11 protein-coding genes and 1 tRNA gene are annotated in these 13,332 nt (G+C 64.7%); 5 read left to right on the forward strand and 7 right to left on the reverse strand.

Going from position 1 to position 13,332, the window contains the following annotated elements:
• Nucleotides 1–55: 55 nt before the first annotated feature.
• Nucleotides 56–1,102, forward strand: a complete 1,047-nt coding sequence (locus NSO95_RS10345; protein WP_257596148.1) for a LacI family DNA-binding transcriptional regulator — start codon at nucleotides 56–58, stop codon at nucleotides 1,100–1,102.
• 77 nt (nucleotides 1,103–1,179) lie between these two features.
• Here the strand turns inward: NSO95_RS10345 and NSO95_RS10350 are convergent, their stop codons facing one another.
• From NSO95_RS10350 to NSO95_RS10375, 6 genes are all read right to left on the reverse strand, one after another.
• Nucleotides 1,180–2,229: a glycoside hydrolase family 68 protein gene (locus NSO95_RS10350; RefSeq protein ID WP_257596149.1), complete on the reverse strand. Its 1,050-nt coding sequence runs from the start codon at nucleotides 2,227–2,229 to the stop codon at nucleotides 1,180–1,182.
• 80 nt (nucleotides 2,230–2,309) lie between these two features.
• On the reverse strand, nucleotides 2,310–3,404 hold the full coding sequence (gene galK, locus NSO95_RS10355; RefSeq protein WP_257596150.1) for a galactokinase: 1,095 nt from the start codon (nucleotides 3,402–3,404) through the stop codon (nucleotides 2,310–2,312).
• Nucleotides 3,405–3,421: 17 nt separating this feature from the next.
• Nucleotides 3,422–4,435 (reverse strand): UDP-glucose--hexose-1-phosphate uridylyltransferase, encoded by a 1,014-nt coding sequence (locus tag NSO95_RS10360; RefSeq protein WP_257596151.1) that lies wholly within the window; start codon nucleotides 4,433–4,435, stop codon nucleotides 3,422–3,424.
• Nucleotides 4,432–6,534: an alpha-galactosidase gene (locus NSO95_RS10365; RefSeq protein WP_257596152.1), complete on the reverse strand. Its 2,103-nt coding sequence runs from the start codon at nucleotides 6,532–6,534 to the stop codon at nucleotides 4,432–4,434. The genes NSO95_RS10360 and NSO95_RS10365 overlap by 4 nt, the downstream gene beginning before the upstream one ends.
• Entirely contained in the window at nucleotides 6,531–7,901 is a 1,371-nt protein-coding gene (locus NSO95_RS10370; protein ID WP_257596153.1) for an MFS transporter, read from the reverse strand. The genes NSO95_RS10365 and NSO95_RS10370 overlap by 4 nt, the downstream gene beginning before the upstream one ends.
• A gap of 111 nt (nucleotides 7,902–8,012) precedes the next feature.
• On the reverse strand, nucleotides 8,013–9,518 hold the full coding sequence (locus NSO95_RS10375) for a sodium:solute symporter family transporter (protein WP_257596154.1): 1,506 nt from the start codon (nucleotides 9,516–9,518) through the stop codon (nucleotides 8,013–8,015).
• 59 nt (nucleotides 9,519–9,577) lie between these two features.
• On the opposite strand from NSO95_RS10375, the gene NSO95_RS10380 reads away from it, so the two are divergent.
• Both NSO95_RS10380 and NSO95_RS10385 read left to right on the forward strand, forming a co-directional pair.
• Entirely contained in the window at nucleotides 9,578–11,455 is a 1,878-nt protein-coding gene (locus tag NSO95_RS10380; protein ID WP_257596155.1) for a beta-galactosidase, read from the forward strand.
• Nucleotides 11,456–11,538: 83 nt separating this feature from the next.
• The gene (locus NSO95_RS10385) at nucleotides 11,539–12,138 is read left to right on the forward strand and encodes a hypothetical protein (RefSeq protein ID WP_257596156.1); all 600 of its coding nucleotides are present in this window, start codon (nucleotides 11,539–11,541) and stop codon (nucleotides 12,136–12,138) included.
• Nucleotides 12,139–12,263: 125 nt separating this feature from the next.
• Here the strand turns inward: NSO95_RS10385 and NSO95_RS10390 are convergent.
• Nucleotides 12,264–12,338, reverse strand: a tRNA-Thr gene (locus NSO95_RS10390).
• A gap of 121 nt (nucleotides 12,339–12,459) precedes the next feature.
• Here NSO95_RS10390 and NSO95_RS10395 point away from each other — a divergent pair.
• Entirely contained in the window at nucleotides 12,460–12,609 is a 150-nt protein-coding gene (locus tag NSO95_RS10395) for a hypothetical protein (protein ID WP_257596157.1), read from the forward strand.
• 35 nt (nucleotides 12,610–12,644) lie between these two features.
• Complete coding sequence (gene gpmA / locus NSO95_RS10400) at nucleotides 12,645–13,331, forward strand: 2,3-diphosphoglycerate-dependent phosphoglycerate mutase (protein ID WP_257596159.1); 687 nt, start codon at nucleotides 12,645–12,647, stop codon at nucleotides 13,329–13,331.
• The last annotated feature ends 1 nt before the right edge of the window (nucleotide 13,332 follow it).

The following is a 13,332-nucleotide window of genomic DNA, read 5'->3' on the forward strand; positions in this document are numbered from 1 at the left end:
CGATTGCAACGTAGTGGGTGGCTTTTTTGTCAGCTTGTTATAGGACGGATGGCGAATGGCAGACGACAGCGACATTTCGGCCCCCGAAGCGCCAGTCAGGCGCGTGCGCAACATCGCCGAACTGGCCGGCATCGCGGGCGTTTCGGCGGGCACGGTCTCGCGCGCGCTTGCGGACAAGCCGATGGTCAATGCCCGCACCCGCGACCGCATTCAGGCCCTCGCCCGCAAGCACGGCTTCCAGGTCAACCAGATGGCAAGCAAGCTGCGCCGCCAGAAAACCGGGGTCATCGCGGTGGTCATCCCGCTCGGACACGACCGGCGGCAGCATATCTCCGATCCCTTCTTCATGACCCTGTTGGGGGTGCTCGCCGACGAACTGACCGAACGGGGATACGACGTGATGCTGAGCCGGGCGATTCCTCAGGAAGACGCGAACTGGCTCGACAGGGTCGTCAACTCGGGCATGGTCGACGGCGTGTTGATGATCGGCCAGTCGGACCAGTTCGATGCGATCGAGGAGGTTGCGCGCAGCTACAAGCCGCTGGTGGTGTGGGGCAGCAACCGCGCCGGGCAGGCGCATTGCTCGGTCGGGACGGACAATTTCCTGGGCGGCCGGATGGCGGCGGAATATCTGCTCGGCAAGGGCCTGCGATCGCTCGTCTTCCTCGGCGACACGACCGGCATCGAGATCGACGAACGCTATAGCGGCGCGCAGGCTGCGGTAGCCGAATTTGGGCAGGGTGCGCGGTTGCAGCACATGCCGATCCACCTGTCGATCGAGGAGATGACCGACGAGATCGGGGTCGCGATGACCTCGCTCGACGGCAATATAGAAGGCGCGGTGTGCGCGTCGGATGCGATCGCCATGGCGACCATCCGCCAGCTGCACGAGCTCGGCGTCGCCGTCCCGGCGGACATGGCAGTGATCGGTTTCGACGACCTGCCGCTCGCGCGCCATTCGGTGCCGCAGCTGACCACCATCCGCCAGAACATCGCCAGCGGTGCGGCGCAGATGGTCAAGCGGCTGATGGCAAAGATCGAAGGCGGTGACGCCGACGCATTGGTCATGCCGCCCGAACTGGTGATCCGGGACAGCGCCTGAAGGACTTGACCGGATAGCTGTGCGCATTTCTCACTTCGGCACCGTCCATATTTCCGCGCGGTTGCCGGATCAAACCGCTAGACGATCGTCACGCTGCTCCCATCGAAGGCGAGGCTGAAGGTCGGGGCAGGGGTGCCGCCGAACTGTGCCCGCAGCGTTTCGGGATGAGTCGCAAAACTGCGGCCCTGCATGCCCCAGTGGTCGATGAAGCTCCATACCACGCCTTCGCCGGTGACCCACCAGCTATAGGCCTGGGTCGGCTCCTCCGCCGGGTTGGTCGCGACCAGCCCGTCGCCATTGACCGGGGTCCATGGGCCGGAGAGCCGGTCGGCGACAGCGCAATAGAGGCCATTGGGACCGGCATGGACGCCAGGTGCAAAGGTGTGCCGCTGGGTCGACCAGAACAGGTAGTAACGCCCGTCGCGGACGAGGACATGCGGTCGCTCCATCTCGTTGTTGACCCCGACCGCATGCAGCAATGGACGGCGAAGTTCCCAGCGATCGGCCGTCATTGCGGCATGACCGACCAGCCCGTTGTGGGGACTGGCGTCCCACCCTGCGCTGCCGGTGAACAGCAGATAGGCCTGTCCGTCCGCCGGATCGCGGAACCAGGCGGGATCGCGAAACGCCTTGATCGCGCCCGGTGCTCCTTCGGGCTGGTTGGCGGGCATATACGTCGTGCCGTCGGCGGCGAAGAGCTCTTCGGGTTGCTGCCAGCCGCCCGGCCCGTCCGGACCCATCGTGCCGCGTGTCGCGAAGATGCGCTGTTCGAAGCTGCGGCCCTCGCCCTTGCGCCCGGCGGCGGTGAAAAACAGCGTCACCGAAGCCGCGTCGTCATGAAGCACGCAGGATCCGGCCCATTCCGCTTCACCCGGAGACAGCGCATCGGGAATCGCATTGCCGCAATCGGTCCACGCTCCGTCCTTCACCCGCATCAAGCGGATGCGGGCGTGGAAGTGCCGGTGGCCGGGATCGTCGTACTTGGCGGAAGAGAGGAAGAACCAGAATTGCGCGCCATCGATCGTCACGGTCGATCCGTCTTCATGCTGCAGCGGCCAGCTGTCCCACAGATCGAGCTCGGGGACGATCGGCACCACATCGGCTGCGCCGAAAGGCCGCAGATGCAATGCAGCCCATCTCCCCTGCGGCCGCCACGCCGAGATTCGTTCGGCCGCTTCCGACCTGCCCGGCAATGTCTCTTGTGTCGTCAATGAACTGCCCTCATCACTTCAAGTCCTGCACCGTCCGGCCCATGTTCCTGCCGTATCTCCTGGATGACCCGGTCGGCTTCTTCGGCGAGGCAGACCGCCACGCTCGCCCCGCCGAAGCCCCCTCCGGTGATCCGCGCGCCTCCTCGCGGCCCGATAATCCGGTCGATCTGGATGACCTGCCGATCCACTTCGGGATGGCTGGCCTCGAAATCGTCCCGCATCGAAACATGCGCCGCGCGCATCAGTCGGCCGAAGCTCTCAATGTCGCCAGTTGCCATCGCTTTAGCCGCGAGACGGGTCCGGCGGATCTCGCTCACCACGTGGCGCGCACGGCGGGTCTCGACCGGGTCGAGCCCGGTCCAGTCAACAGTGTCAGGGTCGACATCGCGCAGGCTGGCGACCCCAAGCTTGCGCGCCGCGCTCTCGCATTGCTCGCGCCGGGCGTTGTATGCGCCGTCGACCAGTTCGCGGGTTACGCCCGACTGCACGATCATGACGCACCAATCCTGCGGTACGGCGACATCCCGCCACGAAAGGTCGCGGCAGTCGAGCAGCATGGCGTTCCCCGGGTTGCCAACCGCGACCGCCATCTGGTCCATGATCCCGCAAGCCACGCCGGCGAATCGATGCTCGACCTGCTGTGCCAGCCGGGCGATCCGCACCGGATCGACATCGGTGCGACCGGAAGACGCGGCTACCGCCCTGCCCACCGCGACACAGAACGATGCCGATGACGACAGGCCGGAGCCGCGCGGCAAATCTCCGGACACCAGCATCTCGATGCCTCCGGTCAGGGGAAACTCCGCCTGCATCAGCGATACCATGCCATGTGCCAGCGAATGCCAACCTGCGCTCCGGGGCGGAGGATCGGCGAGATCGAATGCACAGTACGGGTCGTCCATGTCGGCGGCGTGGACCACAACCCTGTCGTCGTCCCGCGCGCGCCAAGCGACTGCGGTGCCGACTTCGAGTGGCATGGGCAGCACCAGGCCGTCGTTGTAGTCGACATGGTCGCCGATCAGATTGACGCGTCCCGGAGCGAAGACGACGCCTTCCGGTCCACCGCCGAAGACCTCGGCAAATCGAGCCATTGCCGCTTCTCTCGCGCTCATATCGCGACCTCGCGCAGACGTTGGGCTGCTTGCTCCGGTGTGAGATCGCGCTGGGTTTCGGCCAGCAGTTCGAAGCCGACCATATGCTTGCGGATCGTCGCGCTGCGCAGCAGCGGAGGATGGAAATGGGCATGGAGGCGCCAGTGCGCGGTATCGTCGCCGATACTATGCGGTGCGCCGTGCCAGCCCATCGAATAGGGGAAATCGACCCCGAACAGCCCATCATATCGCCCTAGCAGCCGCCCGAGAATGGTAGCCAGTTCGCCGCGTGCCATGGTGTCGAGATTTTCCAGCCGGTTGACATCCTGTTTCGCAACCAGCAGCGTTTCAAACGGCCAGGCGGCCCAGTGCGGAACGATCGCAAGCCAGTGGTCGTTCTCTTCGACGACGCGCTCGCCCGCAGAGATTTCTGCAGCGATCACTTCCTCAAGTAGGCACATCTCGCTTGCCGAAGCATGGGCCCGCTGGCGAGCATCTTCCTGCGCCACGATCTGCGGCACGAAATCGCTCGCCCATACCTGCCCGTGGGGATGGGGCGAGGAGGCGCCCATCATCGCGCCCTTGTTCTCGAACAGCTGCACATGCGCCCATTTTGCGCCGAGCTCGCGCGACAGGTCGCACCAGCAATCGATCACTGCCGCGCGCGCAGGATCGTCCATCCTCGCCAGAGTGCGCGAATGATCGGGCGAATAGCAGATCACCCGCGCCTCGCCGCGTGCGGGGGAGATCTGGAACAGCGGATGCTCCTGCCCGCCGTCGCCACCTTCGCTGAGCAAGGCGGGGAAGTCGTTGGGAAACACGAAGGTCTGCCCGTAGGCCGGGTTGGTGTTTCCGCCGGTGCGAGCGTTCCCGGGGCAGAGATAGCAATCGGGATCGTATGACGGGGGGTTGTCCGCTGCGACCGGCGACTGTTCGCCCTGCCACGGCCGCATTGCGCGGTGGGGTGAGACCAGCACCCATTCGCCGGTCAGCAAGTTGCGGCGGCGGTGGGGCAGGTCGTCGCGGCTCATTCGGCTGCCTCCAGCAGGAAGATCGCCACGCTTTCGGCCTTCTGGATCGGCATCGGAAGACCGGCTTGCGCCAGCCAACTGCCGGTGTAGCGGACCGGACCACTCGCCATCCGGTCGAACTGCGCGGCGCGCGGCAGACCGTGGCCTCGTTGCTCGGCAACTTCGAGCAGCGAGACGTTCCATCGGGGGTAGCTCGCAGCGAAGTGCAAGGGGAGAGGTTGAGGGCGACGGTCCTGTGGCAAGGCGGTGCGGATGCAGAACAGCAGCTTGCGCTGCGCCGTCCCCTGCGCCTGCCAGCGAAGTCCGTCGGTCCCTTCGCCCAGATGCACTTCGCGGCCATGCAGCAGCCCGCGCCACCGCTTGTAGAATTCAATCCAGCGCGCCAGCTCGGTGCGGTCCTCGTCCGACAGGCTTGCGGGATCGAGCTCGACGCCGAGATGCCCCATGCAGGCGATCGCGGCACGGAAGGCGAGCGCCTGCGTCCGGCCGGTGGCATGCGCCGGGCTCGCGCCCACATGCGATCCCATGATCTCCGGCGGCAGAAACGCGAGGAAGCTGCGCTGCATCGCGACCCGCGCGACCGCGTCGATATTGTCGCTCGTCCAGAACCGGTGGACATAGGGCACCAGTCCCGCATCACTGCGCCCGCCGCCGCCGGCGCAACCTTCGATCTCGACATTGGGATACGCTGCGCGCAGCCGTTCGAGCAGCGCATAGGTGCCGCGCACCTGCGCTGCGCCGCCGGACGGTGCATGGTCGCGGTTATGATCCCATTTGAGATAGGCGATCGGCGCGCTGCTGAGCACCGAGTCGAGCCGGTCGAACAGGTAATCGCGCACCTCCTCGCGCCGCATGTCGAGCACCAGTTGATGCCGCGCGGTCGGCCGCTCACGATCCGGCAGAGCGAGCGCCCAGTTGGGATGCGCGCGGTAGAGGTCGCTGTCGGGATTGATCATCTCGGGTTCGACCCACAGGCCGAATTCCATGCCCATCGCCTCGATCCTTTGGGCGAGAGGGGCGAGGCCATCGGGGTAGGTAACTGCGTCGGGGGTCCAGTCGCCCAGCCCGGCGCGGTCATGGCGGCGACCGGCGAACCAGCCGTCGTCCAGCACGAAGCGTTCGATCCCGATCCCGGCTGCTGCCTGCGCCAACGCCTCGATTCGCGCCGCATCATGGTCGAAATAGCAGGCTTCCCAGCTGTTGAGATGGACCGGGCGCGGGGCCATCGCACCGCCGGGCCAGCGCAACATGCTGCGTACCGCCGCGTGCTGCTGGGCCATCGCTGCGTTGCGGCCATTGCCTGAGATGGCGAGCAGCGCGGCGGGGGCGGAATGGCTTTCGCCGGGTGCCAGCACGACTTCGCCGAGGGCGAGCGTCGCAGCTGCCGAGAGCGTCCAGAATCCCTCGTCGTCGCGCTCGATGGCGAGGCTGTGGTCACCTGACCACTCGAGTTGGACCGCCATCGTCAGGCCGCTTTGCCAGCCCGCATCCTGCGCCAGAACATAGAGCCCCGGCGGCCCGCCATGCCCCGAAATCCCGCGGCGGCCGACCTTTTCCCAGCGTTGCCGCGGCATGGGTTCGGTGCATTCGTCGAGTTCGGCATTGTGCCGCCCGCGCCACGAGACCACCTGCGCGAAACCGGTAGCCAGCGGCAATTGGACGCTGGCCAGTCCAACCAAAAGGACTGGCGCATTTCCGGTGTTGCGGATCGCTGCCGAAGACCGGATCGCGCCGCCAGACAACGTCGTGAAGCTGCCCGTCCACTCCAGCCCTGCCACCGTGTCGGACAATGCCACCGTCAGCGCGTCTTCGCTTTCTGCGACCGCAACTCCGTCCGGAGCAAAAAAGACGGGCAATCCCCGTGCATCCCGAACCTCCACTGCCGGGGGGCCGAACCAGCCGAGACCCGCAGGCGGGACGAGCGGGACGCCGATATCATGATCGAACGCAAATGAGGCGGGGCCGCGCGCTTCGGCTGCCGTCGGCAGATCGCCCGGGTCGACCCTCAGCCCGCAATGCCGCCACACCACGCCGCGGTCAGCGTCATGCTCGAGGACAAGACTTGCCTCGGTAGTATGCAGGGCATGGATTTGCGTCATGCCGCCGTTGGTACTGGTTCTGCCGGAGGTTTCCACCCTTCGCGGACCCACAACACGGCGAGCGCAGCCACGAACATGCACCCGCCCGATATGCGCAGCACATTGCGAGGATCGCCGCCCAGCAGCCCGTCGTAGAGGCCGAGACCGATCTGCACGAAGCCGAAATTGACCGAGCTCATCACAAAAGCGAACAGCAGCATCGGGATCACGATCATCATGTTGAAGATGCCCATGTAGACCCCGACCCTTTCAGCCGGGATGCAGCCGGACAGAATGACGTAGGGATTGCCCATAATGCTGCCCCAGGCGAGGCCGACGCCGACGATCACCACGAACAGCATCGTCTTGTCGGTCACTCCGGGCAGCAACAGCATCGAGATCCCGCCGGCCGCCAGCGCCAGCGCATGCAGCGGCCCTGCGCCGATCCGCTTCGCAACCGGCACCATGGCGAATGCGCCGACGAAGGCGATGCCGTTGTAGAACGCCGCCATTTCGCCATTGGTCAGCACCGCCTGCCGGAAGCCGTCGCTCGCCGCGTCGGAGGTGCCGTAGACGCTGCGGCTGATGGTGTAGATTACATAGCCCCAGTATCCCGCCATGGCGAACCACTGGAACAGCATCATGATGCCGAGCTTGCGCATCGGCAGGGGCATCTCGCGGATCGCCGAGCCGATCTCGCGGAAGGTTGCAGCAAAGCCTTTGGGCTGCCGTTCGATCCACCCGCGCTCCTGCTCGGTCAGCGGAAGTTCGGGCACACGGGTAACCGACCAGATGATGGTCGCCAGCGAAAGCACCGCGCCGACCCAGAAAACCGCGCGCACGGTGTAGGGAATGTTGTGCTCGTCTACCCAGTCGCGGTCCATCCCCATCAGCACCAGCACCGAGGGAGTGAGGAACGCCAGCATCTGCGCAAGGCCGGTAAAGGCGCTTTGCGTCAGGAACCCGGTTTGCCTCTGCTCGGGATTGAGCCGGTCGGCGACATAGGCGCGGTAGGGCTCCATGGTGATGTTGTTTCCGGCATCGAGGATCCACAGCCACGCCACCGCCGACATGATCGAGGCCGACAGCGGCATGAAAAACAGACCAACCGCGCACATGATCGCACCGACGAGGAAATAGGGCGTCCGCCGTCCGAGCCGCGACAGCGTCCGGTCGCTCAGCGCGCCGACGATCGGCTGGACGATCAGCCCGGTGATCGGGCCGGCCAGTTGCAGCAGCGGCAACTGGCTCTCTTCCGCCCCGAGGAACGAGTAGATCGGTCCCATATTGCCCTGCTGCAGCCCGAAGCTGAACTGCAGCCCGAGGAACCCCAGGTTCATGCTCAATATCTGGCCGATCGTGAGATGCGGCTTGCGCGATTCGTCCATTTTTCCTGTCTCCCGTGGCACCGGGTGTAGCATCAATGCAATCGATTGCAAAAATGTGTAATGCCACCGGCGATAGGATACCTTGGCGATATGCGATTTGGCGCAGGAGAATCAGTCGAAAACGCCGCGAATCTCTGCCTCTTCAAGCACCGCCTCCTCGCGAAACAGCGCCAGCCCGATCCACTCGGCGCGCCGCCTCAGAACGAAGCGGTTGAACCCCAGCGCGGCGGCGACCGAGGTGGCGAGCGTTACCACCATGAAATCGATGTAGTGCAGGCCGACCCATGCGGCGAAGTCCTGGTTGAAAGTGAACAGGCCATAGAGCGCGATGCCGCTGACGACCCCCGCAATCGCCGCGCGCGCTGCCACGTTGCGGAACAATAGCCCGACGACGAAGGCGCTGAGGATCGGCATCGAGGACAAGCCGTTCAGCTGTTGCAGCAGGTTGATGATGCTTTCCGCATTCTGGAACACCGGCACCATGATCAGCGCGAGCACGGTAGCAATCACGCTGACGAATGCGCCCAGCTTCCAGTGGTCGGCGACCTTGCCGACGAAGCGTTCGTGGAAGTCGACCGAATAGAGAGCCACGGTCGAATTCAGCACCGCGCTGAAAGTGGTGATGACAGCCGCCGCGACCATCGCCGCGAAAGCGCCCGAGAGCCATGTCGGCAGCACTTCGGCCACCAGCCGGCCGTAAGCCGCATCGCCCACATCGCCGAACAGCTTGTAGGCGACCACGCCGGGGATCACCACAATCGGCGGGACTACCAGAATGCGCACGGCAGCGGCGGCGAACACGCCCTTCTGCGCCTCGCGCACCGTCGGGGCGGCCATCGCCTTCTGGGTGATGTTCTGGTTGGTCGACCAGTAGAAGATCTGGATGAACGCCATGCCGGTGAACAGCGTGTGGAATGGGATCGGGCTGTCTGAGGCGCCGACCATGCTAAGCCGCTCGGCCGGCACGCCGCTGACGATATCGAAATCGACCGCCGCCAGCGCGAGGAACACGATGACCAGCGCGAGGCCGAGGATGCCGATGCCGGAGAACGTGTCCATTACCGCGACCGCGCGCAGGCCTCCGAAGATGGTGTAGGCTGCCCCGATCAGGGCGAGTGCGATGGCGAACCCGATAAGCGGCACGCTCTCGCCGAACAGCGATTGCAGAAACAGCCCGCCAGAATAGAGGGCGGCCGGCAGGTAGATCAGGACATTGCCGACCAGGAATATCCCGGCGATCAGCGTGCGGATCGAGCGCCCGTCATAGCGCCGCTCGAGCAGCTCGGTCACGGTGGTGCAGTTGTAGCGGTAGTAGAGCGGCACGAAGACGAAGGCGAGCGTCATAAGCCCGACGAAACCGGCGATCTCCCACCACGCCAGCAGCAGCATCTGGTTGCCGTTCATGCCGACCAACTGGTCGGTAGAGAGGTTGGTCAGGGTGATCGACCCGGCGACGAAAAACCATGTCAGTCCCTTGCCGGCGAGGAACACGTCCTGCCCCGAGCCGTCGTGTTTTGCACTGCGGACTTTCCACCAGGTCAGCAGGCCCACAAGGGCGGTTAGTCCGGCGAAGACCAGCAATTGCACCGCATCGATGCCCGCACCAACCGAACCCATGCGACCCCTCCCATCTTCCCGCTGGCATCCATCGCACAATCCGCGATAGACGCAAGCGCATGGAATCGACGATGCATCTGGGCGTGTGCTACTATCCCGAACACTGGCCCGAAACCCGCTGGGCCGAGGATGCGCGGCTGATGCGGGAAGTGGGCCTGACCCGCGTCCGCATCGGCGAATTCGCGTGGAGCCGGATCGAGCCCGCTCCGGGCCGTTTCGACTGGGGTTGGCTCGACCGCGCGGTCGAAACGCTGCACGCCGCCGGCTTGAGCATCATTATGGGCACGCCCACCGCGACCCCGCCCAAGTGGCTGGTCGACCGGATGCCCGACATGGTTCCGTTAGACCGCGATGGCAGGTCGCGTGGCTTCGGCTCGCGCCGCCATTATTGCTTCAGCCATGCGGGTTATCGCGAGGAAGCGGCGCGGATCACCCGCGCCGTGGCGGAGCGATACGGCGCGCATCCCGGTGTGGTCGCCTGGCAGACCGACAACGAATACGGCTGCCACGACACCGTACAGAGCTTCTCGCCAGCCGCGCGCGATGCGTTTCCCCGCTGGCTGGCCGACCGATACGGTACGGTCGGTGCGCTCAACGAGGCATGGGGCAACGTCTTCTGGTCGATGGAGTACCGCGGCTTCGACGAGATAGAATTGCCCAACCTGACCGTGACCGAGGTCAATCCCGCGCACTGGCTGGCGTTCCGGCGTTTCTCCTCCGACCAGGTCGTCAGCTTCAACCGGGCGCAGGTCGAAATCCTGCGTGAACTGTCCCCCGGGCGTGATGTCACGCACAACGCGATGGGCTTCTACACCGGCTATGACCACCACGATCTCGCCGCCGATCTCGATGTGCTGGGCTGGGACAGCTACCCACTCGGCTTCCTCGAGATGTTCCGCTTCAGCGAGGAGGACAAGCGGCGGTACGCGCGGCAGGGCCACCCCGACATCGCCGCCTTCCACCACGATCTCTATCGCGGCTGCGCGAAAGGCGGGCGCTGGTCGGTGCTCGAACAGCAGCCCGGGCCTGTCAACTGGGCGCGCTACAACCCCGCGCCGCTGCCCGGAATGGTACGGTTGTGGACCCTCGAAGCCTATGCCCACGGAGCCGAGCTGGTGAGCTATTTCCGCTGGAGGCAATTTCCCAAGGCGCAGGAGCAAATGCACGCCGGGTTGCTGCGACCCGATGGGGAACCCGCGCCAGCGCTGGCGGAAGTCCGGCAGGTTGCGGCGGAACTGGACCAGCTTGGGCAAGCGGGCGAGGCGGTCAAGCACGCCGCGCTGGTGTTCGACTATGCTGGCGAATGGATGACCCAGAGCCAGCCGCAGGGGGAGGGGCGTTCGGCACTGTGGGCCGCTATGGCGTGCTACAGCGCGTTGCGGAGACTGGGGCTCAACGTCGACATACTGCCGCCGACCGCAGCACTGGTGGGCTACTCCCTGATCGTCGTCCCCTGCCTGCCAACCGTACCGGCGACGTTGATCGGTGCGCTGGATGCAGGAGAGGCGCAGATCGTCATCGGCCCCCGCTTCGGCAGCCGCGACACGGACTTTGCCATTCCTGACGCGCTGGTCGACCCGGATGTCGAGCGCCTGCTGCGCGGCAAGGTGGTGCGATCGGAGAGCCTGGCGGACCGGATCGCGATGGAGGGCGATGGCTGGCAGGCGCGCGGTTGGCTCGACCATTATGAGGGCGACGCGGAGCCTGAATTCGTCACCTCGGACGGATGGGTCACCGGCTATCGGCTCGGTAGGCTGCGCCTCTGCACCGCATGGCCCGAGGGCACCTTCATCGAAAGGCTGGTCGAGCGGGCAGCGAACGACGCTGGCCTGCCTGCCGTTGCCCTCGCCGAAGGCATCAGGCGGCGAAGCTGCGGCAATCGGAATTTCGCGTTCGATTACACCAGCGGCACAGTCTGCATCGATCCACCGGTATGACCTTGGCGCGTGACCGCGTAGGGAACTCTCGATGACACCCAAGTTCGAACGGGTCCGAAACCGTCCGCCGCTCGCTGCTCCCCGTGCTGGGCGAATTGAAGCGCGAGCGCTATGCCCCTGAACTGGCCCAGGCGATCAACCAGGGACACTTCGACCTCGATCTCGTAGAACATCGTTTCCAGCTCGACACCGAAGCAGGAGCCGCTGGCTTCCTTCAAGAACTAGCCTCGAGCGCGAACCGCCCAAGATTGGTTGACGACCTTTCGGTTGATCGGGCGCAGTTCGTGCAGACTCGAGTGCCCGGTACGGTCGTTGAACACGAGGGGAGCAAATCCCTTGTCAGTGGTGGTAGCTACTCACGCAACGGAGAAATGGTCAATCTCACTTTCTACAAGCTGCAGGGGCAGGTAGGAATCGAACTCTACTGGGATGGTTGGCCAGATGTGTCGTTCCCTCGGATCATTCCGGTAAAATTCGGCAACAAGACGCTGCCGAAGATGGTTGAGTATGAGCGCAATGGTCCAGCCGCCAATGCAGATGCTTTCAACGTCAACGGCTATTGGGTCACCGATGCGCTAAAGCAAGCAGACAGCCTAGAAATCGGATCTGAGACAGAAATCGCTCCATTGGAGCTTCCTACAGGCAGCCTCTACCAGACTGGCTTGGCGCTAGAAAGTTGCTGATTCGTTTGGTCGCCACCGGAGTGCGAACGACCGCGAACGTTTGTGAATTCACCCCTGATGGGCACGCGCATTTTCCATGGATATCCCATGGAAGGGAGCCATGATCTACATAAATCATTGAAAAATGGTGCTGCTGGGGAGGATTGAACTCCCGGCCTCACCCTTACCAAGGGTGCGCTCTACCACTGAGCTACAGCAGCCTGTCCAAGGCGCGGGCCTATTGTCGTGCGCCACGCGATTGTCAAGCCAAGCTTGAGCGTTTTAGCTGTGCTAACGCTCCGCCGCTTGAGCGCGAACAGGATTAGCGGCAAGGCGTTTCGCATGAATGAAGAGACCGGCAAGAACATATCGCGCGAAGAGCGGCTCGCGGCCAAACTGCGCGAGAACCTGCGCCGCAGGAAGGCACAGGCGCGGCAAATGGGCGGCGAATCGGGCGAAAGCGGGGTTTCCAAAGATGTCGCGAATAGCTAACGCGACTTGCTCCTGACACACGGCGGAGCGTTTCCTTGCCCAAGCTCATTCTAGTTCGCCACGGCCAGAGCCAGTGGAACCTCGAAAACCGCTTCACCGGCTGGTGGGATGTCGACCTGACCGAGCAGGGCGAGGCCGAAGCGCGCGCCGCCGGCGATCTGCTGCGCGAGCGGGGCCTGCTGCCGACCGCCGCCTTCACCTCGCTCCAGACCCGCGCGATCAAGACGCTGCAATTCGCGCTGGAGCATTGCGGCAGGCTGTGGATTCCCGAAACCAAGGACTGGCGGCTCAATGAACGCCACTATGGCGGACTGACCGGTCTCGACAAGCAGCAGACCCGCGAACGCCACGGCGACGAGCAGGTCCATATCTGGCGCCGCAGCTTCGACGTGCCGCCGCCGGATATGGAGCCGGGCAGCGACTACGATCTCGCGTCCGATCCGCGCTACGCCGGGATCGCGGTGCCGCAGACCGAAAGCCTCAAGCTGACCATCGAGCGCGTCTTACCCTATTGGGAAAGCGCGATTCTGCCGGTGCTGGCGAGCGGCGAGACGGTGATCATCTCCGCCCACGGCAATTCGCTGCGCGCGCTGGTCAAGCATCTCTCCGGCATTTCGGACGAGGACATCACCGGGCTCGAAATCCCGACCGGCCAGCCGATCGTCTATGAATTCGACGGCGCGATGACTCCGGGCGAACGCTATTACCTGAAGGACAGCTGAG

Source organism: Parerythrobacter lacustris (genome assembly GCF_024626475.1).
GTDB lineage: Bacteria > Pseudomonadota > Alphaproteobacteria > Sphingomonadales > Sphingomonadaceae > Parerythrobacter_A > Parerythrobacter_A lacustris.

What these genes read in the sequence shown, in the direction of transcription:
- NSO95_RS10345 (WP_257596148.1), top strand. Translation starts at nt 56, where the DNA reads ATGGCAGACGACAGCGACATTTCGGCCCCCGAAGCGCCAGTCAGGCGC.
- galK (WP_257596150.1), bottom strand. Translation starts at nt 3,404, where the DNA reads ATGGCTCGATTTGCCGAGGTCTTCGGCGGTGGACCGGAAGGCGTCGTC.
- NSO95_RS10360 (WP_257596151.1), bottom strand. Translation starts at nt 4,435, where the DNA reads ATGAGCCGCGACGACCTGCCCCACCGCCGCCGCAACTTGCTGACCGGC.
- NSO95_RS10365 (WP_257596152.1), bottom strand. Translation starts at nt 6,534, where the DNA reads ATGACGCAAATCCATGCCCTGCATACTACCGAGGCAAGTCTTGTCCTC.
- NSO95_RS10370 (WP_257596153.1), bottom strand. Translation starts at nt 7,901, where the DNA reads ATGGACGAATCGCGCAAGCCGCATCTCACGATCGGCCAGATATTGAGC.
- NSO95_RS10375 (WP_257596154.1), bottom strand. Translation starts at nt 9,518, where the DNA reads ATGGGTTCGGTTGGTGCGGGCATCGATGCGGTGCAATTGCTGGTCTTC.
- NSO95_RS10380 (WP_257596155.1), top strand. Translation starts at nt 9,578, where the DNA reads ATGGAATCGACGATGCATCTGGGCGTGTGCTACTATCCCGAACACTGG.
- NSO95_RS10395 (WP_257596157.1), top strand. Translation starts at nt 12,460, where the DNA reads ATGAATGAAGAGACCGGCAAGAACATATCGCGCGAAGAGCGGCTCGCG.